At 63.3% G+C, this 21,937-nt stretch carries 20 protein-coding genes; 14 read left to right on the top strand and 6 right to left on the bottom strand.

Features of this window, described 5'->3' with window-relative positions; translation table 11 throughout:
• Positions 1-868: tRNA (uridine(54)-C5)-methyltransferase TrmA (gene trmA / locus UW3_RS27640; RefSeq protein WP_010226437.1), on the bottom strand; the 868-nt coding region annotated here is incomplete at its 3' end.
• Positions 865-2,160: an NCS2 family permease gene (locus UW3_RS0124240; protein ID WP_010226435.1), complete on the bottom strand. Its 1,296-nt coding sequence runs from the start codon at positions 2,158-2,160 to the stop codon at positions 865-867. The genes UW3_RS0124240 and trmA, both read right to left, overlap by 4 nt.
• A 204-nt stretch (positions 2,161-2,364) precedes the next feature.
• Between UW3_RS0124240 and UW3_RS0124235 the strand changes: the two genes are divergently transcribed.
• Entirely contained in the window at positions 2,365-2,844 is a 480-nt protein-coding gene (locus tag UW3_RS0124235; RefSeq protein ID WP_010226434.1) for a GNAT family N-acetyltransferase, read from the top strand.
• Positions 2,845-2,883: 39 nt separating this feature from the next.
• Positions 2,884-3,432 carry a DJ-1 family glyoxalase III gene (locus UW3_RS0124230; protein WP_010226432.1) on the top strand — a complete coding sequence of 183 codons (549 nt, stop codon included), beginning with the start codon at positions 2,884-2,886 and terminating at the stop codon, positions 3,430-3,432.
• 94 nt (positions 3,433-3,526) lie between these two features.
• Here the strand turns inward: UW3_RS0124230 and UW3_RS0124225 are convergent, their stop codons facing one another.
• A complete protein-coding gene (locus UW3_RS0124225) occupies positions 3,527-4,753 on the bottom strand; it encodes an MFS transporter (RefSeq protein ID WP_010226430.1) in 1,227 nt (408 codons plus the stop codon).
• 361 nt (positions 4,754-5,114) lie between these two features.
• On the opposite strand from UW3_RS0124225, the gene UW3_RS0124220 reads away from it, so the two are divergent.
• Genes UW3_RS0124220 through UW3_RS27635 form a run of 3 tightly spaced genes read left to right on the top strand, consistent with a single transcriptional unit; the run spans position 5,115 to position 7,733 of the window.
• The gene (locus UW3_RS0124220; protein ID WP_010226428.1) at positions 5,115-6,554 is read left to right on the top strand and encodes a cytochrome ubiquinol oxidase subunit I; all 1,440 of its coding nucleotides are present in this window, start codon (positions 5,115-5,117) and stop codon (positions 6,552-6,554) included.
• A 3-nt stretch (positions 6,555-6,557) separates the two neighbouring features.
• Positions 6,558-7,565, top strand: coding sequence for a cytochrome d ubiquinol oxidase subunit II (gene cydB, locus UW3_RS0124215; RefSeq protein ID WP_010226427.1), 1,008 nt, complete (start codon positions 6,558-6,560; stop codon positions 7,563-7,565).
• Positions 7,566-7,577: 12 nt separating this feature from the next.
• Positions 7,578-7,733, top strand: coding sequence for a DUF2474 domain-containing protein (locus UW3_RS27635; RefSeq protein WP_010226425.1), 156 nt, complete (start codon positions 7,578-7,580; stop codon positions 7,731-7,733).
• A gap of 170 nt (positions 7,734-7,903) precedes the next feature.
• On the opposite strand, the gene UW3_RS0124205 is transcribed toward UW3_RS27635, so the two are convergent.
• Together UW3_RS0124205 and UW3_RS0124200 are read right to left on the bottom strand one after the other, a co-directional pair.
• Complete coding sequence (locus UW3_RS0124205) at positions 7,904-9,028, bottom strand: methyltransferase (RefSeq protein ID WP_010226423.1); 1,125 nt, start codon at positions 9,026-9,028, stop codon at positions 7,904-7,906.
• A 92-nt stretch (positions 9,029-9,120) separates the two neighbouring features.
• Positions 9,121-9,825, bottom strand: coding sequence for an autoinducer binding domain-containing protein (locus tag UW3_RS0124200; protein WP_010226421.1), 705 nt, complete (start codon positions 9,823-9,825; stop codon positions 9,121-9,123).
• Positions 9,826-10,103: 278 nt separating this feature from the next.
• On the opposite strand from UW3_RS0124200, the gene UW3_RS0124195 reads away from it, so the two are divergent.
• Positions 10,104-10,880, top strand: a complete 777-nt coding sequence (locus UW3_RS0124195) for a ferredoxin--NADP reductase (protein ID WP_010226420.1) — start codon at positions 10,104-10,106, stop codon at positions 10,878-10,880.
• A gap of 48 nt (positions 10,881-10,928) precedes the next feature.
• Here the strand turns inward: UW3_RS0124195 and mscL are convergent, their stop codons facing one another.
• Positions 10,929-11,342, bottom strand: coding sequence for a large-conductance mechanosensitive channel protein MscL (gene mscL, locus UW3_RS0124190; RefSeq protein ID WP_010226419.1), 414 nt, complete (start codon positions 11,340-11,342; stop codon positions 10,929-10,931).
• 174 nt (positions 11,343-11,516) lie between these two features.
• Between mscL and radA the strand changes: the two genes are divergently transcribed.
• The 8 genes from radA (at position 11,517) to UW3_RS0124150 (ending at position 21,935) form a co-directional block, all read left to right on the top strand.
• On the top strand, positions 11,517-12,884 hold the full coding sequence (radA, locus tag UW3_RS0124185) for a DNA repair protein RadA (protein ID WP_010226418.1): 1,368 nt from the start codon (positions 11,517-11,519) through the stop codon (positions 12,882-12,884).
• A gap of 104 nt (positions 12,885-12,988) precedes the next feature.
• Positions 12,989-13,492, top strand: coding sequence for an RNA polymerase sigma factor (locus tag UW3_RS0124180; protein ID WP_010226417.1), 504 nt, complete (start codon positions 12,989-12,991; stop codon positions 13,490-13,492).
• 68 nt (positions 13,493-13,560) lie between these two features.
• Positions 13,561-14,559, top strand: coding sequence for a FecR family protein (locus UW3_RS0124175; protein ID WP_010226416.1), 999 nt, complete (start codon positions 13,561-13,563; stop codon positions 14,557-14,559).
• A 76-nt stretch (positions 14,560-14,635) separates the two neighbouring features.
• Positions 14,636-15,097 (top strand): hypothetical protein, encoded by a 462-nt coding sequence (locus UW3_RS0124170; protein ID WP_010226415.1) that lies wholly within the window; start codon positions 14,636-14,638, stop codon positions 15,095-15,097.
• A gap of 178 nt (positions 15,098-15,275) precedes the next feature.
• Positions 15,276-17,969 carry a TonB-dependent receptor gene (locus UW3_RS0124165; protein WP_010226414.1) on the top strand — a complete coding sequence of 898 codons (2,694 nt, stop codon included), beginning with the start codon at positions 15,276-15,278 and terminating at the stop codon, positions 17,967-17,969.
• Between the two features lie 81 nt (positions 17,970-18,050).
• A complete protein-coding gene (locus UW3_RS0124160; protein WP_010226413.1) occupies positions 18,051-18,668 on the top strand; it encodes a heme acquisition protein HasA in 618 nt (205 codons plus the stop codon).
• A 160-nt stretch (positions 18,669-18,828) separates the two neighbouring features.
• On the top strand, positions 18,829-20,598 hold the full coding sequence (locus UW3_RS0124155; protein WP_010226411.1) for a type I secretion system permease/ATPase: 1,770 nt from the start codon (positions 18,829-18,831) through the stop codon (positions 20,596-20,598).
• Positions 20,599-20,600: 2 nt separating this feature from the next.
• On the top strand, positions 20,601-21,935 hold the full coding sequence (locus tag UW3_RS0124150; protein WP_010226408.1) for an HlyD family type I secretion periplasmic adaptor subunit: 1,335 nt from the start codon (positions 20,601-20,603) through the stop codon (positions 21,933-21,935).
• The last annotated feature ends 2 nt before the right edge of the window (positions 21,936-21,937 follow it).

The raw sequence follows: 21,937 nt of genomic DNA, 5'->3' as shown, positions 1-21,937 counted from the left end.
TGGCGAACTGGTAGCTCTTGAGGTCGATGCCTTCCAGGCGGCGGAATGGCCGGACCTCGTTCAGTGCTTCGGTCAGCTCTTCAGCCGACAAACGCACCAGGCGCACGTTATCCACAGCGTTGTCGTCGAGGTTGTGCAGGGCGGCATTCACCGAGGTCTTGCTGATCTCGGTGGCCAGTACCTTGCGTACCCGGGTGGCCAGCGGCAGGGTGAAGTTGCCGTTGCCGCAGTACAGCTCAAGCAGGTCGTCCTCGCGCTCGCCCAGGGCCTCATACGCCCAGTTGAGCATCTTCTGGTTGACCGCGCCGTTGGGCTGGGTGAAGGCGCCTTCAGGCTGGCGGTAGCGGAAGGTGCGCCCGGCAATCTGCAACTCTTCGACGGCGTAATCGCGACCGATCACTACGCGCTTGCCCTTGGAGCGACCGATGATGCTCACGCCCAGGTCGCTGGCCAGTTGTTGCGCGGCGGCTTCCCAGTGCTCGTCCAGCGGGCGGTGGTAGCACAGGGTGATCATTGCATCGCCTGCCAGGGTGGTGAGGAACTCCACCTGGAACAGCTTGAAGCTCAGCGCCGAACTGGCCTGCCAGGCGGCCTTGAGCCGTGGCATCAGGTCGTTGATCTGCTGGCTGGCAATCGGGAAGTCTTCGATCAGGATCGGCGTGTACTTCTCGCCCGGGGCGAACATTGCGTAGAAGCGCTGCTCGTTTTCGCGCCACAGGCGAAACTCGGCGCGCAGGCGATAGTGCTCGCGCGGCGAGTCGAACACCGCAGGTTCGGGAGCCGCGAACGGCGCCAGCAGCTCGCGCAGGCGCGCGACCTTGGCGTCGAGCTGTTGGGTGTAGGTCGAAGGATCGAAGACAGCACTCATGCGTTGAACCAGCCCAGCTTGATGACGAACAGGATCGAGAGGATCACCAGCGCCGCGTTGAGGTCACGGGCACGGCCAGAGAGCAGCTTGATCGCGGTCCAGGCAATGAAACCGAAGGCAATGCCGTTGGCGATCGAGTAGGTCAGCGGCATGGCCAGGGCGGTAACCACCACCGGCGCGGCTTCGGTAATGTCGTCCCAGTTTATTTCAGCCAGGCCCGAAGCCATCAACACGGCGACGAACAACAGCGCAGGGGCGGTGGCGAAGGCCGGCACGCTACCGGCCAGCGGTGCGAAGAACAACGCCAGCAGGAACAGAATGGCCACGACGATGGCGGTCAGGCCGGTACGGCCACCGGCACTCACGCCGGCAGCGGATTCGATGTAGCTGGTGGTGGTCGAGGTGCCCAGCAGGGAGCCGGCCATGGCGGCGGTACTGTCGGCGATCAGCGCACGGCCCATTTTCGGCATGTGGCCGTCCTTGCGCATCAGGCCGGCGCGCTTGGCGACGCCGATCAGGGTACCGGAGTTGTCGAACAGGTCGACGAACAGGAAGGCGAAGATCACGCTGATCAGGCCGACGTCCAGTGCGCCCTTGATGTCCAGTTCCAGGAAGGTCGGCGCCAGCGACGGCGGCATCGACACCACGCCGTTGAACGGGGTGAAGCCCAGGCCGATCGAGGCCACGGTTACCGCCAGGATACCGATCAGCACCGCGCCACGGACTTTCATGGCCTCCAGCGCAACGATCAGGAAGAAGCCCAGGGTGGCGAGGATCGGCGCTGGCTTCTTCAGATCGCCCAGGCCCACCAGGGTCGCCTGGTTATCGACGACGATGCCGGCGTTGTGCAGGGCGATCAGCGCCAGGAACAGGCCGATACCGGCGGCAATCGCCGAGCGCAGCGGCAACGGGATGCTGTTGACGATCCATTCACGGATGCGAAAGATCGACAGCAGGAAGAAACACACGGCCGAGATGAACACCGCGCCCAGGGCCACCTGCCAGGTGTGGCCCATGTGCAGGACCACGGTGTAGGTGAAGAAGGCGTTCAGGCCCATGCCCGGTGCCAGGGCGATCGGGTAGTTGGCGATCAGGCCCATGGTGGTCGAGCCGATGGCCGCGGCCAAGCAGGTCGCGACGAACAGCGCGCCCTTGTCCATGCCGGTCTCGCCGAGGATGCTCGGGTTGACGAACAGAATGTAGGCCATGGCCAGGAAGGTGGTCACGCCCGCGAGAATCTCGGTGCGGACATTGGTGTCGTGTGCTTTTAGTTGAAACAGCCTTTCCAGCATGCCTGCTCCCCGTGGCGCTCCCGGCGCCGTGAATGTATCGACCCAGTTAGCAAAGCACAGACTGTACCGGGAGACTGTGGTTTTTCCCTGGGTCGGAAAAAAGCCGCGCATCATACCAGCATGCTCGGGCAGCGGTAATTAATGTCGCGATACACTGCAGATATCTGCAGGTTCTGCGCCGTTCCCCCCTCACGAGACCACGCTGTGCAACTGATCGACTACCGCGACCTCACCCCGGCCCAGCGCGATCGGCTGATCGACATCCAGGTGCAGCCCGAGCAACAGCGCTATGCCGGTGATATGGCCGGCGCGCTGTACATCCTGCACAGTACCGACAGCCCTGACCTGCGCGGCGTGGCGCTGCTGGTGGAGGCCGTGCCGCGTGCCTTCCTGTTGCTCCAGCGCGGGGCGTTCCTGGCGCCCTGGGCCAGGGTCGATGCCGCGACGGTCAATGCCTTGCAGGTGGATCGACGCCTGCAGGGGCGTGGTCTGGGGCGATTCTGCATGCAGGCATTGCCGGGCCTGGTGCGCGACCTGTGGCCCGCGGTGCGCTGCCTGCAGCTATCGGTGGACCCGGGCAACCACGCCGCCCTGGCCTTGTACCGGGCCACCGGCTGGGTCGACAGTGGTGATGGCTACCGCGCGCGCAAGGGGTATGAGTGTCAACTGACCCTGGCGCTGTGAGCGACTACGCTTGTTAGATACCCCGGCGGAGAGCAGTTGATGACCCACAGAGCCCTGATCGTCGTCGCCGAAGGCGTGGATGACTTGCAAAGCGTGACCCTGATCGACGTGCTGCGCCGCGCCGAACTGGAAGTAGTGGTGGCCAGCATTGAAGGCCGGCGGATGCTCACCTGTGCCCGTGGCACGCGTTTGACCGCCGACGGCATGCTGGTCGACCTGCTGGCCCAGCCGTTTGACCTGATGGTCTTGCCCGGGGGCGAAAAAGGCGCACAGCACATGACTGCCCACCAGCCGCTGGCGCAGCAGGTGAAGGATCAGGCCAAGGCCGGGAAGTTTTTTGCCGCGATCGGCGAAGGGCCCTTGGCGCTGCAGGCCTATGGCGTGTTGCGTCAGCGGCGCATGACCTGTGATCCAGGTGTCAGCCAGGGCTTGTCCGGGTGCAGTTTTGTCGATCAGCCGGTGGTGGTGGATGGTAATTGCATCACCGCGCAGGGCTCGGCGGCGGCGCTGGAGTTTGCCTTGGTGCTGGTTGAACAGGTGGCGGGGCGGGCGCTGCGCAAGCGGGTGGCAGGCCTGTTGCGGGTGTGACAGTGCTGGCCCTATCGCTGCCAAGCCAGCTCCCACAGGTTTTGCATGCACCGGACTTGTGGGAGCTGGCTTGCCAGCGATGAGGCCCCTGAGGTCAATCCTCGGGCCTGTTCTGCATATGATCGCGCCCAGCCAAGGTCGGGAACAGCTTGATCCACACCCCGGTCACCAGCAGCGTCCCGACCCCGCCCAGCACCACCGCCGGCACCGTGCCGAACCAGTGCGCCGTCACCCCCGACTCGAACTCACCGAGCTGGTTCGACGCACCGATGAACAGCCCGTTCACCGCACTCACCCGGCCCCGCATCTCGTCCGGGGTCTCCAGTTGCACGAAGGCGCCGCGAATCACCATGCTGATCATGTCGGCGGCACCCAGCACCGCCAGCACGGCCAGGGAAAACCAGAACGAAGTGGACAGGCCAAAGGCGATGGTCGCCACGCCAAACACGCCGACGGCAGTGAACATCACCCGCCCGACCTTGCGCTCCACCGGGAAGCGCGCCAGCCATAGCGACATCAGCAAGGCGCCCACCGCCGGCGCCGAGCGCAGCAGGCCCAGGCCCCATGGGCCGGTGAGCAGGATGTCCTTGGCAAACACCGGCAGCAGTGCGGTGGCGCCGCCCAGCAGCACGGCGAACAGGTCCAGGGAGATGGCGCCGAGAATGTCCGGGCGGCTGCGGATAAAGCGAATCCCGGCCATCAACGATTCGAGGCTGGCGCGGCCCTGGTTGCCCGGTTGCTGACGGGAGACCAGGCCCAGGGTCAGTACACAGGCGATCAGGTACAGCGCCACCGTCGGCCCATACACCCAGACGCTGCCGAAGGCATACAGAAAGCCGCCTACCGCCGGCGCCACGATCGTTGCTGCCTGCATCGCCGAGGCAGAAGCGGCCACTGCACGCGGGAACAGCTCGGAAGGCACCACGTTCGGCAGCAGCGCCTGAGTTGCCGGCATTTCGAACGAGCGTGCGCTGCCGAGCAAAAACGCCAACAGGAAGATCAGTTCGCGGCTGACACTGTTGGTGCTGCTGGCAACCACCAGCACCAGGGCGATCATGGCCTGGGCGCTCTGGCACAAGGCCGCGACCCGGCGCCGGTCATAACGGTCGGCAACGTGCCCGGTGTGCAGCATGAACAGCACCCGCGGGGCGAACTCCACCAGTCCCACCAGGCCCAGGTCGAGGACATTGCCGGTCAACTGGTAAAGGTGCCAGCCGATCGCCACGGTGAGCATCTGGAAACCACTGGCGGTAAACACCCGGGCCAGCCAGAAGGCCAGGAAGGGACGGTGATGACGCAGTAGCAGAACAGGGTCTGACATCGGCGAAACAGAGCCTCGGCGAAGGGATCGGCGGTGCAGATTATCATCACTTTGTAACAGTAGGTTGCGAGGAGTTCGGCTTGCGTGCGGGTAGCGCACTGTTTTAGGGCGCGGTAAAGGGGGTGAGACAACCGGTCACGCGGCAATCAACCACACAAGCGCGCAGGCCGTTCAGGACTATCCTTTCAGGCAACCGTTGATCTGGATCAATTGTTTCATTTGCAACGGTAGGGCCAGACGGCCGAATTCCCTGCGATGTGATGTTTACAGAACAATTCCAACTTGCCGCACTCAACTACCGTGGGGGCAGTTGGCGCCAAGGCCATCGCCTGACGCCGGATTACCTGACAGAGGAAGCACTATGTTCGGATTAGAGGCTCTAGATCTCGCCCGAATTCAGTTCGCGTTTACCGTGTCCTTTCACATCCTGTTCCCGGCCATCACCATTGGCCTGGCGAGCTACCTGGCTGTTCTCGAAGGGTTGTGGCTGAAAACCAACAACAGCGTCTACCGTGACCTTTACCATTTCTGGTCGAAAATCTTTGCCGTCAACTTCGGCATGGGGGTGGTCTCCGGCCTGGTCATGGCTTACCAGTTCGGCACCAACTGGAGCAAGTTCTCCGACTTCGCCGGCTCCGTCACCGGCCCGCTGCTCACGTATGAAGTACTCACGGCCTTCTTCCTCGAGGCCGGTTTCCTTGGCGTCATGCTCTTTGGCTGGAACCGTGTCGGCCGTGGCCTGCACTTCTTCGCCACGGTCATGGTGGCCATCGGCACCTTGATCTCGACCTTCTGGATCCTTGCTTCCAACAGCTGGATGCAGACCCCGCAGGGCTACGAAATCGTCAACGGCGTGGTCGTTCCGGTGGACTGGTTCGCAGTGATCTTCAACCCGTCGTTCCCCTACCGACTGGCGCACATGGCGACGGCCGCCTTTGTGGCTACGGCGTTCTTCGTCGGCGCTTCGGCAGCCTGGCACCTGTTGCGCGGCCGCGATAACCCGGCGATCCGCAAGATGCTGTCGATGGCCATGTGGATGGCCCTGATCGTGGCCCCGGTACAGGCAGTGATCGGCGACTTCCACGGCCTCAACACCCTCAAGCACCAGCCGGTGAAGATTGCTGCGATCGAAGGCCACTGGGAAAACGTGCCGGGCGAACCGACCCCGTTGATCCTCTTCGGCATCCCCGACATGCAGGCCGAGACCACCCGCTTCAAGCTGGAAATCCCGGCGCTGGGCAGCCTGATTCTGACCCACAGCCTGGACAAGCAAGTGCCGGCGATGAAGGAATTCCCGAAAGAAGACCGGCCTAACTCGACCATCGTGTTCTGGTCGTTCCGGGTCATGGTCGGCCTCGGTATGCTGATGATCTTCGTCGGCCTCTGGAGCTTGTGGCTGCGCAAAAGCGACAAGCTCTGCAGCTCGCGGCCGTTCCTGTACCTGACCCTGTGGATGGGGCCGTCCGGCCTGATCGCGATCCTCGCCGGCTGGTTCACCACCGAGATCGGTCGCCAGCCCTGGGTGGTCTACGGCCTGATGCGTACCGCCGATGGCGCTTCGAACCACAGCTACGGCCAGCTCGGCCTGACCCTGGTGATGTTCGTGGTGGTCTACTTCGCGCTGTTCGGCACTGGCCTGGGCTACATGATGCGCCTGGTGCGCAAAGGGCCGAAAACCGGTGAAGGCGACGAGACCAATCCCGGTGGCCCTGGCCAGCAACGCACCCCCGCCCGGCCGCTGTCCGCCGCCGATGACGACCATGACAATGGCGAGCCCGCCAGCCTGAACAAGGGGAACTGAATCATGGGCATTGATCTTCCGCTTATCTGGGCCATCATCATCATCTTCGGCATCATGATGTACGTGGTCATGGACGGCTTCGACCTGGGCATCGGCATTCTCTTTCCCTTCGTCAAGGGCGAGCAGGACCGCGATGTGATGATGAACACCGTGGCGCCGGTCTGGGACGGTAACGAAACCTGGCTGGTGCTCGGTGGTGCGGCGCTGTTCGGCGCCTTCCCGCTGGCCTACGCAGTGGTGCTCTCGGCGTTGTACCTGCCGTTGATGCTGATGCTGGTCGGGCTGATCTTTCGCGGCGTGGCCTTCGAGTTCCGCTTCAAGGCCACTGCGGCCAAGCGCCACCTGTGGGACAAGGCGTTCATCGGCGGCTCGCTGGCGGCGACCTTCTTCCAGGGCGTGGCGCTGGGCGCCTTCATCGAAGGCTTCGAGGTGGTCGATCGCAACTACGCTGGCGGCAGCCTCGACTGGTTGACCCCGTTCAGCCTGTTCTGCGGCCTGGGCCTGATCGTCGCCTACGCCTTGCTCGGCTGCACCTGGCTGATCATGAAGACCGAAGGCAAACTGCAGCTGCAGATGCATGACCTGGCGCGCCCGCTGGCCCTGGTGCTGCTGGCGGTGACCGGTATCGTCAGCATCTGGACGCCGCTGGCCCATCCGGACATTGCCGAGCGCTGGTTCAGCCTGCCGAACCTGTTCTGGTTCCTGCCGGTGCCAATCCTGGTGCTGGTGACCCTCTACGGTTTGCTCCGGGCGGTGGCGCGTAATGCTCACTACACCCCGTTCCTGCTGACCCTGGTGCTGATCTTCCTTGGTTATAGCGGCCTGGGCATCAGCCTGTGGCCGAACATCATCCCGCCGTCGATCTCGATCTGGGATGCTGCTGCGCCACCGCAGAGCCAGGGCTTCATGCTGGTCGGGACCTTGTTCATCATCCCGTTCATCCTCGGTTACACCTTCTGGAGCTACTACGTGTTCCGCGGCAAGGTGACCCACGAAGATGGCTACCACTAGGGGAGCATGGCAATGACTGGCAAAGGCACGATTGACGAAGAGAAGAAACCGCTCTGGCAGCGCCTGGGCTGGTTGGCGCTGATCTGGGTGGGCAGTGTGCTGAGCCTGGCCCTGGTGGCCTGGCTGATGCGCCTGTTCATGAGTGCGGCCGGACTGAGCACGCACTGAAACGATATTTCCCATCCCGCCTTGCGGCGGATTTACAGCCCTTCGCAGCGTCAGCTGCGGAGGGTTTTTTTTAGGGCCTCATCGCTGGCAAGCCAGCTCCCAGAGGGCCAGTGGACACCGGTCTATGGTGGGAGCTGGCTTGCCAGCGATGCAGGTGACGCGGTGCTGGTTTATTTACGCGCCTTGAGCACCACGAACTTCGGCGTCGCCGCCACCTGCTCGACCCCGCGGAACAAGCGCGCCAGCTTGCTGTGATACCCCAGGTGACGGTTGCCGACGATGTACAGTGCGCCGCCGACCACCAATGCCTCACGAGCCTGCTGGAACATCCGCCAGGCGAGGAAGTCGCCGACCACCTGCTGCTGGTGGAACGGCGGATTGCACAGCACCACATCCAGCGACTGTGCCGGCTGCCCGGCCAGGCCGTCGTCAGCGCGTACAGTGACTTCACGCTGGCCCAGCGCCACCTGCCAGTTCTCCAGTGCCGATTGCACCGCCATGTACGATTCATCGACCAGGGTGTACTGCGCCTGCGGGTTGGCCAGGGCGCTGGCGATCGCCAGCACGCCGTTGCCGCAGCCCAGGTCCGCGACCCGTGCATCGCCGAGGTCTTTGGGCAGGTGCGGCAGGAACGCCCGGGTACCGATATCCAGGCCTTCGCGGCAGAACACGTTGGCGTGGTTGAGCAGCTCAAGGTGTGGCGCGTCGAGTTGATAGCGGGTCGGGTAAGGGGAGGTGAACGCCGGCTTTGGCTCGAAGGTGGCAATCAGCAGCCGGGCCTTTTTCTTCGCCAGCGATGCCTGCACCGGGCCGATATACTTCTCCAGCAGATCACCCGCCGCGCGGGGCAGGTGTTTGATCATGGCGCCGGCAACCACTTGCGCGCCGGGCGTCAGTTGGCCCTGCAAGCGGATCAGTTGCTCCTCGAGCAACGCCAGGGTCTTGGGCACACGTACCAGTACCCGGTCGAACGGCCCCTGCCACGGCTTGCTGGCCGCCACGAACGGTACTGCATCGAAGGCCAGGCCGTTACGCACCAGGTTCTTTTCCAGGGCCAGATGCGCCAGGTGCGAATCACCGCTGCTGAACACCGCTACATGGGGGGCCAGGCTGGTGGCCAGGGCACCGAAGCTGTCATTGAGCACCAGCACCCGGGTACTCGCCGTCGGTGACTGCTCGGCCAGGTGCTCCAGCAAATACTCGTCGGCAGCATCGAAGGCTTGCAGGGGGTCGTTGGCTTGCTCGGGCTGGCGAAGCAGGTCGAGTTCGGCGAAAGGGCTGGTCAGCAGGGGCATGGTGTAAGGCTCTGGGGCATTGATGTGCGCGCGTGGCGCGCTCTACAGGGCCGTGATTCTACCGTGCTTTGCAGGGGGACGGGGCTGTTGGCTCAGATCAGGCCACGCATCGCCGCAATGGCGATCGCGCCGGCTTTGTTGCTCGCGTTGGTTTTGCTGATGATGCTGCGGATGTGAAAGTTCACCGTGCTCTGCGACAGCGAAAGGATGCAGGCGATATCGGCGGCGGTCTTGCCGGCGGCAGACCATTTCAGTACTTCGGTCTCCCGCGCGGATAAATTGCAGGCCGGTGTTTCGTGCCCCGGCTGCCGGTCAATCATCAGCGTATGCAGCAGGTTGCACAGCCAGATCGTCTGGCCGGCCTTGTCGTAGAGCTCTTCGAGGCTAATTGCTTGTTGGCTGCGGGCGACGCTGAGCATGCTTTCGTTGTGACGCATATCGTGTGCCGACTGGCTCCAGCCATGGCGCAGACCGTGGGATTGGGCGTCTTCCCAGAATTGAGGCGTCTCTCGGAACAGGTCATCGCACCACAGGATCGGCATTAGCGAACGATGGCCGTGGGCGACGATTGGGTCGATGTCCAGGTAGTTGCAGCGTTGGTAGTGTTCGTTCCAGGCGTCGGGATAATTGTTGAAGGTTCTTAGTTGAGGCGCCAGAGTCGCGATCTGCACGCGCATGCCGAAGGCCAGGTACTCCATGCCCAATTGCTGGGCCAGGGAAACCGCGAGCTCAAACATCCGTTGTTCGTCGGTTTCACCCAGCAACTGCTCTAGCTGCTGTTCTTTCCAGTGCGGCATGGGGCCAGTCTCTCGTTGATGGATCCAACAACTGAATAAAGGTGGAAAGTAGTGTAGGAAATGTCCCACGATTTTGTTGGGTTTTTTGGCTATAGAAATGTGAACATTTCTACAGGGATGTTCTTTAGCACACAGTGGCGTAGTTGTTTGATATCGGTTTGAAATCAATTGGCTATCACTGGTGCTGACCACGCCACTGGTCGATGCCACTACAAACCAACGGTGTTTATCCCGCAGCGTTTGCGCGACACTGGGCCATCTTTTCTTTGGAGCGAGTCATGACTGCCAGTGCTGAAAAGTTCACCCGCCAGACGCTGCTCGACGTCCAGCCACTGACCCCCAGCCTGTTCAGCCTGCGTACCAGCCGCGACCAGGGCTTTCGTTTTCGTGCCGGCCAGTTCGCCCGCCTAGGGGTGACCAAGGCTGACGGCAGCGTGGTCTGGCGCGCTTATTCGATGGTGTCCTCGCCGTTCGACGAGCACTTGGATTTCTTTTCCATCGTGGTGCCGGGCGGTGAGTTCACCAGTGAACTGAGCCGACTGGGCGAAGGCGACAGCCTGCTGATCGATCGCCAGGCCTTTGGTTACCTGACCCTCGACCGCTTTGTCGACGGCCGCGACCTGTGGCTGCTGGCAACCGGCACCGGTATTGCGCCGTTCCTGTCGATCCTCCAGGACTTCGAGGTGTGGGAGCGCTTCGAATCGATCAAGCTGGTCTACTCGGTGCGCGAAGCCCGGGAGCTGGCGTACCTGGAGCTGATCGCGGGCCTTGAGCAACGCGACTACCTGGCGGAATTTGCCGGCAAGCTGCAGTTCATCCCGATCGTTACCCGTGAACAGCATCCCGGCGCCCTGAACCTGCGCATCACCACCCTGATCGAGAATGGCGATCTGGAACGCGCAGCAGGCCTGGCGCTGACCCCGGAACATTCGCGGGTGATGCTCTGCGGCAACCCGCAGATGGTCGATGACACCCGCAAAGTGCTCAAACAACGTGACATGAACCTCAGCCTCAGCCGCCGCCCCGGCCAGGTAGCCGTCGAGACCTACTGGTAAGCCGCAAGCAAAACGGCGCCCGCAGGCGCCGTTTTTTTATCCCTGCACTCAGGGTTGCCGATTCTGCGCCTTGAGCAGGTCGCGGATCTCGGTGAGCAGCTCTTCTTCTTTGCTGGGTACCGGCGGCAGGGTGGGTGCGGCGGCTTCTTCGCGTTTCAGGCGGTTGATGACCTTGATGCCCATGAAGATCGCGAAGGCGACGATGATGAAGTCGAGGATGGTCTGAATGAATTTGCCATAGGCCATTACCACGGCCGGTATGTCGCCTTCGGCGGCTTTGAGGGTTACCGCCAGGTCACTGAAATCGACGCCGCCGATCAGCAGACCGATCGGTGGCATGATCACATCACCTACGAAAGATGAAACGATTTTGCCAAAGGCGGCACCGATAATGATACCGACGGCCATATCGACGACATTCCCTTTGACCGCGAAGGCCTTGAATTCACTGAGCACGCCCATGGTTTATTCCTTGTAACAGATGAGATTGGTAAACGCAGTGTAAATCAGCTATGCGCTTCATGCTCCGCGCTGCTGCAACAGACTGCGGTTATACCGAATAGTTTTGTGGTTTTCTGTGCCCGCCCAGGCTGTCGAGGTCGGCTATGATGGTGCCTTTTTCCAGAGGACCGTCCCATGGCCAAGGCCAAGCGCATGTACGGCTGCACCGAGTGCGGCGCCACCTTCCCGAAATGGGCCGGGCAATGCGCTGAATGCGGCGCCTGGAACACCCTGGTCGAGACCGTGCTGGAAAGCGGCGCCGCCGCGGCCCCCAGCGGGCGCACCGGCTGGGCTGGGCAACAGGCGCAGATCAAGACCCTGGCCGAAGTCAGCGTCGAAGAAATCCCGCGCTTCACCACCGCCAGCGCCGAACTGGACCGGGTGCTCGGCGGCGGCCTGGTCGATGGCTCGGTGGTGCTGATCGGCGGCGACCCGGGGATCGGCAAGTCGACCATCCTCCTGCAGACCCTGTGCGCCATCGCCACGCGCATGTCGGCGCTGTATGTCACCGGCGAAGAGTCGCAACAACAGGTGGCGATGCGTGCCCGGCGCCTGGGCCTGCCCCAGGACAAACTGCGGGTGATGACCGAAACCTGCATCGAAACCATTATCGCCACGGCGCGGGTCGAGAAGCCCAAGGTGATGGTCATCGACTCGATCCAGACCATCTTCACCGAACAGTTGCAGTCGGCTCCCGGCGGCGTTTCCCAGGTGCGCGAGAGTGCGGCGTTGCTGGTGCGCTATGCCAAGCAGAGCGGCACGGCGATCTTCCTGGTCGGTCACGTGACCAAGGAAGGCGCGCTGGCCGGGCCGCGGGTGCTCGAGCACATGGTCGATACCGTGCTGTATTTCGAGGGCGAGTCCGACGGCCGCCTGCGCCTGTTACGCGCGGTGAAGAACCGTTTTGGCGCGGTCAACGAGCTGGGTGTATTCGGCATGACCGACCGTGGCTTGAAGGAAGTTTCCAACCCGTCGGCGATCTTTCTCACGCGTGCCCAGGAAGAGGTGCCGGGCAGTGTGGTCATGGCCACTTGGGAAGGCACCCGGCCGATGCTGGTGGAGGTACAGGCGCTGGTCGATGACAGCCACCTGTCCAACCCGCGGCGGGTTACCCTCGGCCTGGACCAGAACCGCCTGGCGATGCTTCTGGCGGTGCTGCATCGCCATGGCGGCATCCCTACCCACGATCAGGACGTATTCCTCAACGTGGTCGGCGGGGTCAAGGTGCTGGAGACAGCCTCCGACCTGGCGCTGATGGCGGCGATCATGTCCAGCCTGCGCAACCGCCCGCTGGACAACGGCCTGCTGGTGTTTGGCGAGGTCGGCCTGTCCGGCGAAGTACGCCCGGTACCCAGTGGCCAGGAGCGTCTGAAGGAAGCGGCCAAGCATGGCTTCAAGCGTGCCATCGTGCCCAAGGGCAACGCACCGAAGGAAGCGCCGCCCGGATTGCAGGTGATTGCCGTGACCCGGCTTGAGCAGGCACTGGACGCGCTGTTCGAGTGACCTGCGCACCCCGGCGCGTGCAAGGCGTGTCGGGGTGAAGTTGCAAGTGATTCTCACTAACGAGTAGCATACCGCCTTCTTCCGGCCATCCACAGGGAGTTCGCGTGGCGGAGTCCGACTTGAAGCGGCTGTTCCTCAAGCACGCGAAAACCTTGCAGGGGGTGTTGACGCGCAAGGTGCGTGATCCGCAACTGGCTGCCGACCTGGTGCAGGAGAGCTTTCTGCGCCTGGCCGAGCAACAGGGCCATGAACGGATCGACAACACCCCGGCCTATCTCTATCGCACTGCGCACAATCTGATGATCGATCATGTTCGTCAGCAGCAACGGCGCAAGACCGATTCGGTGCCTCACGAGGCACTGGAAACCATCGTCGAAGACCGCCCGGGCCTGGATGAACATGCCGCCACTGAACAGCACATGCGCCGCCTGCGCAGGGCGCTGGCCGACTTGCCGCCGCGTACCCAGGACGTGTTCCGCCTCAACCGCCTGGAAGGCATGACCCACGCCGAGGTGGCGCGCGCGCTGGACATTTCCGACAGCTCGGTGCAGAAGCATCTGGCCAAGGCCTTGGCCTATGTGATGCAGTGTCTGCAGGAACCAGGATGACGAACGGTTTACTGGGAAATGCGCCTTCAGACGTCAGCACTCACATAACCAGAACTCGAGAGAACCGTGTGACCAGCCAGAACTCGCCAGAGCAAGCCATTCGCGAGCAGGCCGCCGAGTGGGCGGTGCTGCTCAGCGCCGGCCCGTTGAGAACCGAGCAGGAGCAGGCGCTGGCGCGCTGGTTGGCCAGTGATCCGCGCCATGCCCAGGCGCTGGCGTTTGCCCAGGCGACCTGGGCCGACCTTGGCCGTCTTGGCTCGCTTGACCAGGGTGCGCCAAGGGCGTCGCTTGCCGTGGCCCGTCCACTGGCCGGGCGCCGACGCCGTTCACGCTTGCGCTGGGCATTGAGCGCTACGGCTGCATGGGTGCTGGCGGTTGTCGCTGTGGATCAGTTGCCCAGCGTTTCCTTGGCATTGCACGCCGATTACGCAACGGCCAAAGGTGAAGTGCGCCGGGTGAGTTTGCCCGATGGCAGCCAGGTCGACCTGGACAGTCACAGTGGCATCGAGCTGGCCTACAGCGACAGCGAACGTCGTGTGCGCCTGTTGGCCGGTGAAGCGGTGTTTACTGTTGCGCCGGTCTCCGGCACCGAACAACGGCCTTTCGTGGTCGAGCGGGCAGGGGGCAGCAGCCGTGCCCTGGGCACGCGTTTCGTGGTGGGCCCCGAGCCTGATGGCGGCACCTGGGTCGGCATGCTCGAGCACAGTGTTGCGGTTACCTTGCAGGACGCCGCGCAAACGGGCAGCGGCGAGCAGTTGCTCAAGGAAGGTCAGAGCCTGCGCTACGACACGACCCACGGTATTCGCCTGTGGCCTGAGCAGGACGTGCGTCGTGCCACCGCCTGGCAGCGCGGCGTGCTGGTGTTCGAGCGCGAACCGCTGGCTGAGGTGGCCGCGCAACTCAATCGCTATCGTAGCGGGCACCTGCTGATCACCGATCAGGCCCTGGCACGGCGTGAAGTCAGCGGCATGTTTCGTCTGGATAACCTGGACGCCGCGCTGGGCCTGCTGACCGATGAACTCAAGGTCAGTCGGCTGGATCTGCCGGGGCTGACCCTGATCTATTGAGTGCCTTGGCGGGCGATTGTCGGCAGCGGTTTTTTCCACGAAACTGGCGTTTTCACGATGATCTGAAGGCAGGGATATGGCCAGTGGTTTTCTCGCGTGTATTGCTTCATCCCTCTCCGGCGCCTTGCTGCTCGGATTGTGCAGCACTCAGGTGCTGGCGGCCGACGACAACCTGGTGCAGTTCGACCCCGCCACCTGCGAGTTCGGTGCACCGCTTGAGCCTTACTTCGACAAGGCGATTGCCAAGCGTCAGGCCCTGCCTGCCGAGGCGCAGGAAGAGGAGGTGAGCTACCCGGTCGACCTGCCCTTCCATGGCATCAAGGTCACGGCGGTATTCATCGGCTATGAATGGCACGGGATCTATTTTGATGCGCCGCCCGATCAGGTACGTATGCTGTTTCGCAAACTGGGCTACCGGGTGGCCGAAGACGGTGACATGTCGGCCAGCGGCGATGAGGTTGCGGTGACGGCATCGATCATCGAAAACAGCGGCAAGGACCGTAAACAAGGGCAATCGGCGCTCACCTGCGGCGTCTGATGTTCACGGGTTAAATTTCTTTTGAAATTTCTTTACTGACTTTCCCCACGTTGCACGTCTGTTTGTTGAGATTGATTTTCATTACTAGAAAACGCCAACACAGCGAGCAACAGACGTGAGCAATCCACACCAACGACGCACCCGGCCGCTCGGTCGGGTAGCCCTTGCCAGCAGCCTGATGCTGGGCGCCTGGACCTTGCCGATGGGGATTGGCAGCGTCCAGGCGGCCGAGCCCGCGACACCCAGCCAGCGCACCGCGCTGATCCACTTCGACATTCCCGCCCAGGCCCTGGACAGTGCTGTGCTGGCCTTCGCCGAACAGGCCGGGGTGCAGGTGTTCTTCGACAGCCGCAAGCTGGCAGGCCTGCGCAGTGAAGGCTTGCGCGGCGAGCATTCGGCACAGGAAGGGCTTGGCCTGTTGTTGCGCGGCTCGCCCGTGCGCTATCGCTTCAGCGGCTCCGACCGGGTCGGCCTGGAGCGGGTGAGCGACGACGGCCAGGCGCTGGAGCTGGGCGCCACGCATGTCGACTCGAACAGCGATGCCGATTGGGTTTATCAGACTCCCCGTTCGGTCAGCGTCATCACCCGCGAGCAGATCGACAAGCGCCCGCCGCGCCATGCCGCCGACATGCTCGAAGAAACCGCCGGCGTCTACACCGCCGTCAACCAGCGCGACCCGGGCCTGTCGGTGAATATCCGCGGCGTGCAGGACTACGGCCGGGTCAACATGAACATCGACGGCATGCGCCAGAACTTCAACGTCAACGGTCACCAGCAGCGCAACGGGGTGATGTTCGTTGACCCGGAGTTCATCAGCAGTGTCGAGATCGAAAAAGGTTCGCGCTCAGGCATGGGCGGCGCCGGGGTCATCGGTGGTATTGCCAGTTTCAACACCGTGCAGGCCAGCGAGTTTCTCGGTGCCGGCAAGGAATACGGCGGCCGCCTGCGCGCCGGTCACGGTATCGGTGAACTGGGTAACGGCACGTACTTCAATGGCAGTGCGCTGTTCGCGTTCGGCAATGAAGTCGGCGATGTCTTGCTCGGCGTCAGTGAGCGCCATTTCGGCAACTACCGGGCGGGCAGCAACAATGAAGACAACCTCGGCACCGAGATTCGCCTGAAGAACCAGTTTCCCGCCGCCTGGGACGACTGGCTCAAGGGTGAAGTCGAAGACATGGGCAGCGTCACCCGTTCGCAGATGATCAAACTGGGCCTGAACCTGCCCCAGGATCAGCGCGTGCAGTTGAGCTACATGGAGACCGACACCGACAGCAAGGATGCCTGGACCTGGCTCAACGACACCGAGGACCAGTACTTCTACCAGCGCTCCGGCAGCAACGATATCAATGCCAAGAACGTCGCCCTCGACTACAGCTTCAGCCCCGACAGCGACCTGATCGATTTTAGGGCCAAGCTCTATTTCGTCAGCACCCGCCAGGATCGCTGGAATGCCGGCAACAATGCCAGCCCGCAAAGCGGAAACTACTATGCGGCCTACAGCGATCGCTTCCAGACCGATACCTGGGGCCTGCAGTTGCAGAACACCTCGCGCTTCTACTTTGGGGCGAGCGACCAGCTGACGTTCGACTACGGCACCGAGCTGTTCCAGGACAAATTCAAGCCGCGCACCGATCGCGTGCCGGCCAGCAACGAAGAAGCCTACCCCTACGTTCAGGGGTCGACGCCGGGCGGCAAGCGCGTCATGGCCAGCCTGTTCGGGCAAATGCAGTACGAACACGGCAACTGGCTGACCCTGGATGCCGGCCTGCGCTATGACCGCTACCGGCTCACGGGTGAAACCGGCATGACCGTGTGGATGTACCCGGACGGACCGTTTGAGGCCGACCTGGGCAAGCCGGCGACGCACCTGCTGTTTGACGAGGCACAGGAAGAAGGGCGCTTCTCGCCGACCTTCGGCATTGCCGTCAAGCCGGGTGTCGACTGGCTGCAGCTGTACACCCGTTGGGGCCGTGGCTGGCGGCCACCCTCGGTCACCGAAGTGTTCATGTCCGGCCGTCCCCACGGCGGCGGTGGCGCCGAGATGGTCTACCCCAACCCGTTCCTGCAAGCCGAACGCTCCCACGACTGGGAGCTGGGGGTGAACATCTTCAAGGAGTCGTTGTTCCGTGAAGGCGATCGGCTGGGCATGAAGGTCGCTTACTTCGACACCCGGATCGACAACTTCTCGTTCCTCGATATCAACGTCGATGTGCCGGGCCTGACCGCAGCAGGCACCTCGACCGGACGCATGGCGTACCAGAACAACCAGCAGCAGACCCAGTTCCGTGGCGTGGAATACGCCGTGGATTACGACGCCGGGCGGTTCTACAGCAAGCTCAGCTACACCCACATGATCGGCAGCAACGAGTTCTGCTCGCCGCAGTTCTACCTGGGGGGAGCCAAGGATCTCAAGCGCGTAGGCACGGTGCTGCGCCCGCTCAAGGTCGGTAATCGCATCATCATGCGGCGGGTGCCGGTGAGCGAGGCGTTCGACAATGCAGAGCTCAACAACTACAGCCGCTGCGGCGACATCATGGGTAACGCCACCTACATGCCGGCTGATCGCGGTTCGCTCACCGTCGGTTTGCGTTTTCTCGACAACCAGCTCGATGTCGGTGCCCGCCTGCGTTACAGCAAAGGCAACGGCACCAACCTGGACACCCACAACTACTCCTACCTCGATCAGGCCCTGTGGCCGCAGTACAAGGTCTACGACCTGTACGGCAGCTACTGGATGACGCCGCAGCTGAACCTGGCCCTGAGCCTGGAAAACCTCACCGACCAGGCGTACTTCGTGGCCATGGGCGACAGCAACAACCTGTCCCTGGCCCGTGGCCGGACCCTGACCGGGATGCTCGAGTACAAGTTCTGACCGAATTGCCCATACCGGGCAACACCGAAGGCATGGAACACGCCTTCGAACCACAACCCTCAACTATTTAGAGGATGAGACATGAGCCTTTCCGTTTCTTACGATGCAGCGTACGCCTCCTACACCGTTGACGATTACCTGGCCACCTGGGCGGCCGGTTTCGCCACCGCAGGTCATGGCTACAGCAACACCGGCGGTTTCAACAAAGGCGGCTTCAACGGCGAGCAGTATGCGACCCACGGTGCCAATGGTTCCGACTACGCCTTCGTAGCCAGCAGCGATACCACCAACGGCCTGCACTATGTGTTCAACCCGGGCCAACCGGCCAGCAGCAACATGAACCACTACCTGTGGGGCGAAGTGGACAGCGTTTCGCTGGGTTACAAGCTCGGTGGCGGCAATGGCAGCAACTTCACCCTGGCCGAAGAAGTGGTCACGTTCAATGGCCTGGACCTGGAGGCGGCGCTGGGCGCCGGTCGCGCCGGCAACGAAGTGCAGAGCGTGATCTACGGCCTGATGCAGGGCAACACCTCGGCCCTGGAAGGCGTGCTGGACAACCTGCTGGCCGGTTACGGCGTATCCACCGACGACACCTTCGACGCCATCAGCGCTGCCCTGGCCGGTGGCCCGCTGAATGTCGCTTCGGCTGATGTGGTGGGCGTTCAAGCCCTGGCCGAGGACTTTGCCCTGGCCGCCTGACCCCAGGCAAAAAAAAGCGAATGGAAGATCACTCCTCCATTCGCTGCTGGCTTACCCCGCCGCCTGCGTCTTTGCCGGGCCCAGGCGGCGGTGGTGCGAATTCTGCGAGCCTGCGCCGGCGAGGTCAACCGCCCGCGGGCTCGCCCTGTTGAGGTCCTTCATGAAAGCAACCCGCTCCCGCCCTGCGAACGAAGTATTGCAGGCGCTCAAGGCCTGCCGCGCCGGCTTTGCCAACATCGGCCTGTTCACTGCGGTGATCAACCTGCTGATGCTGGCGCCAGCGCTGTACATGCTGCAGGTCTACGACCGGGTGCTGTCTTCGGGCAACGAGATGACCCTGCTGATGCTCAGCCTGATGGTGCTGGGCCTGTTCGCCTTCATGGGCCTGCTGGAATGGGTGCGCAGCCTGGTGGTGATCCGTCTCGGCACGCAGATGGACATGCGCCTCAACCCGCGCGTGTTCGAGGCCGCCTATCAGGCCAGCCTGGCCGGCCACAAGGGGGCGGCGACCCAGGTGCTCAGCGACCTGACCACCTTGCGCCAGTTCGCCACCGGCCAGGCGCTGTTCGCCTTTTTCGATGCGCCATGGTTCCCGGTGTACCTGCTGGTGATGTTCCTGTTCAGCCCCTGGCTGGGGTTGATGGCGCTGGTTGGCGCCGTGTTGTTGACGATCCTCGCCTGGATCAACGAGCGCCTGACCCAGGCGCCATTCGCCGAAGCCGGGCAGCTGTCGCAGCAGGCCGGACAGCAGGCTGGCGCCAACCTGCGTAATGCCGAAGTCATGGAGGCGATGGGCATGCTGGTGGCGGTGCGTCAGCGCTGGGCCAGGTTGCACCACGGTTTTCTCCTGCGCCAGAACCTCGGCAGCGAACGCACGGCAGCGATCACCGCAGTGTCCAAGGGCCTGCGCCTGGCCCTGCAATCGCTGGTACTGGGCCTGGGCGCATGGCTGGCGATCGAGCAACTGATTACCCCGGGGATGATGATCGCCGGCTCCATTCTCATGGCCCGGGTGCTGGCGCCGATCGACCAGCTGATTGCCGTGTGGCGCCAGTGGGGGTCGGCACGCCAGGCCTATGAGCGGTTGTACAGTTTGCTCAGCGAGCAACCGCCGCGCGCGGCCGGCATGCCGTTGCCGGCACCGAGCGGGTGCTTGCTGGTGGAGCAGCTCAGTGCGATGCAGCCGGGCACGCGCAAGCCGTGCCTGGTCAATCTCGGTTTCGAGCTGGCGGCCGGCGACAGCCTGGGGATTATTGGCGCGTCCGGCTCGGGAAAGTCGACGCTGGCGCGTTTGCTGGTTGGCGCTGCCTTGCCGGCTGCCGGCAAGGTGCGCCTGGATGGCGCCGAGCTGCAGCACTGGGACAAGGGCCTGCTCGGCACCCACATCGGTTACTTGCCGCAAGACGTGCAGCTGTTCGCCGGGAGCATTGCCGAGAACATCGCCCGCTTGGGTGCGGTCGACTCGCAACAGGTGGTGGCCGCCGCACAACGGGCCGGTGTGCACGAGCTGATCCTGAAACTGCCCAATGCTTATGACACCCAGTTGGGTGAAGGCGGGGCGGGGCTGTCCGGTGGCCAGCGCCAGCGCATCGGCCTGGCCCGGGCGTTGTACGGCCTGCCGGCGCTGATCGTGCTCGATGAACCCAATTCCAACCTGGATGATGTTGGCGAGCGCGCTTTGCTTGAGGCTATCAAGCAGATCAAGGCGCAGCAGCGCACGCTGATCCTGATTACCCACAAGTCCAGCCTGCTGGCGGCTGTGGATAAGTTGCTGGTGCTACAGAACGGCCAGATGCAGGCCTTCGGTCCGAGCGCACGGGTACTGCAGGACCTGCAGCGCAGCCATAAGCCGGCCGGCATTCCCACCCCCACCCCGGCGCTACGCAGCGCGGCCAGCGTCAGCATGAGCTACGGCACCCCGAGATCCTGATCATGACCGTCCCTCAGTCGCTTCACGCGCATGCCATTCCCGACAACCTGCTGACCCTCGATGCCCGCCGCCACAGCCGTTTGGGCCGCTGGCTGGTGATCGGTGGTTTTGGCGGTTTCATCCTCTGGGCCGCCTTGGCACCGCTGGACAAGGGCGTGCCGGTTTCGGGCAACGTGGTGGTCGCCGGCAGTCGCCAGGCTGTGCAGCATCCCACGGGCGGCACCATCGAACGTCTGCTGGTGCGCGACGGCGACCGTGTCAGTGCCGGGCAGGTGCTGGTGCAGATGGACGCCACCCAGGCTCAGGCCCAGCATGATTCGTTAAGGGTTCAGTACGTTAACGCCCGGGCCAGTGAAGCGCGCCTGCAAGCCGAGCGTGACGGGCTGGCATCGATCACCTTCCCGACCGAGCTGCAGGCCCTGGCGGCCGAGCCCTGGGTGGCCACCGCCCTGGAACTGCAGCGCCAGTTGCGTAACAGCCGGCGCCAGTCGCTGGACATGGAGCTGGCCGGCCTGCGCGAGAACATCGCCGGCGCCGAGGCCATGCTGGCCGGTGTGCAGGGCTCGATGAGCCACAAGCAGGAACAACGTGCTGCGCTTGATGAACAACTGCAGGGGCTGCGTGAACTGGCCCGTGACGGTTACATTGCACGCAACCGCCTGCTCGACAGCGAACGCCTGTACGCGCAGATCAACGGCGCGATTTCGGAGGACCTGGGCAATATCGGCCGCACCCGCCGCCAGGTTCTGGAGCTGAAACTGCGCATGGCCCAGCGTCAGCAAGAGTACCAACGTGAAGTCGGCCAGCAGTTGAGCGAGATGCAGTCCAGCGCCGAAGACCTCGGCAACCGCCTGCGCAGCGCCGCCTTCGAACTGGCCAACACCCAGCTGCGCGCCCCGGCCAGCGGCACGGTGGTGGGCCTGAGCGTGTTCACCAATGGCGGGGTGATTGCCCGTGGCCAGCAACTGATGGAGATCGTTCCCGGCGATGCGCCGTTGCTGATCGATGCCCGTGCGCCGGTGGAGTTGGTCGACCGCCTGCACCCGGGGTTGCCGGTGGAGATCATGTTCGTCGCCTTCAACCAGAGCAAAACGCCACGGGTCGAGGGTGAGCTGACCCTGGTCTCGGCCGACCGCCTGGTCGATGAGAAAACCCAGCAGCCCTACTACCAGGTACGCGCCAAGGTCAGTGACGCCGGTTTGCAGCAACTGGCCGGCCAGGACATCCGCCCGGGCATGCCGGTGGAAGCTTTCGTGCGTACTGGCGAGCGCTCGATGCTCAACTACTTGTTCAAGCCGCTGACCGACCGGGTGCATGTCGCCCTGGCGGAGGAATGATG

This window comes from Pseudomonas donghuensis, assembly GCF_000259195.1.
Taxonomy (GTDB): domain Bacteria; phylum Pseudomonadota; class Gammaproteobacteria; order Pseudomonadales; family Pseudomonadaceae; genus Aquipseudomonas; species Aquipseudomonas donghuensis.
This window is presented reverse-complemented; position numbering and strand designations above follow the sequence as displayed.

Excerpts from the sequence above, each read along its gene's own strand:
- UW3_RS0124240 (WP_010226435.1), bottom strand. The coding sequence starts at position 2,160 with ATGCTGGAAAGGCTGTTTCAACTAAAAGCACACGACACCAATGTCCGC.
- UW3_RS0124230 (WP_010226432.1), top strand. The coding sequence starts at position 2,884 with ATGACCCACAGAGCCCTGATCGTCGTCGCCGAAGGCGTGGATGACTTG.
- UW3_RS0124225 (WP_010226430.1), bottom strand. The coding sequence starts at position 4,753 with ATGTCAGACCCTGTTCTGCTACTGCGTCATCACCGTCCCTTCCTGGCC.
- UW3_RS0124220 (WP_010226428.1), top strand. The coding sequence starts at position 5,115 with ATGTTCGGATTAGAGGCTCTAGATCTCGCCCGAATTCAGTTCGCGTTT.
- cydB (WP_010226427.1), top strand. The coding sequence starts at position 6,558 with ATGGGCATTGATCTTCCGCTTATCTGGGCCATCATCATCATCTTCGGC.
- UW3_RS27635 (WP_010226425.1), top strand. The coding sequence starts at position 7,578 with ATGACTGGCAAAGGCACGATTGACGAAGAGAAGAAACCGCTCTGGCAG.
- UW3_RS0124205 (WP_010226423.1), bottom strand. The coding sequence starts at position 9,028 with ATGCCCCTGCTGACCAGCCCTTTCGCCGAACTCGACCTGCTTCGCCAG.
- UW3_RS0124200 (WP_010226421.1), bottom strand. The coding sequence starts at position 9,825 with ATGCCGCACTGGAAAGAACAGCAGCTAGAGCAGTTGCTGGGTGAAACC.
- UW3_RS0124195 (WP_010226420.1), top strand. The coding sequence starts at position 10,104 with ATGACTGCCAGTGCTGAAAAGTTCACCCGCCAGACGCTGCTCGACGTC.
- mscL (WP_010226419.1), bottom strand. The coding sequence starts at position 11,342 with ATGGGCGTGCTCAGTGAATTCAAGGCCTTCGCGGTCAAAGGGAATGTC.
- radA (WP_010226418.1), top strand. The coding sequence starts at position 11,517 with ATGGCCAAGGCCAAGCGCATGTACGGCTGCACCGAGTGCGGCGCCACC.
- UW3_RS0124170 (WP_010226415.1), top strand. The coding sequence starts at position 14,636 with ATGGCCAGTGGTTTTCTCGCGTGTATTGCTTCATCCCTCTCCGGCGCC.
- UW3_RS0124165 (WP_010226414.1), top strand. The coding sequence starts at position 15,276 with ATGCTGGGCGCCTGGACCTTGCCGATGGGGATTGGCAGCGTCCAGGCG.
- UW3_RS0124160 (WP_010226413.1), top strand. The coding sequence starts at position 18,051 with ATGAGCCTTTCCGTTTCTTACGATGCAGCGTACGCCTCCTACACCGTT.
- UW3_RS0124155 (WP_010226411.1), top strand. The coding sequence starts at position 18,829 with ATGAAAGCAACCCGCTCCCGCCCTGCGAACGAAGTATTGCAGGCGCTC.
- UW3_RS0124150 (WP_010226408.1), top strand. The coding sequence starts at position 20,601 with ATGACCGTCCCTCAGTCGCTTCACGCGCATGCCATTCCCGACAACCTG.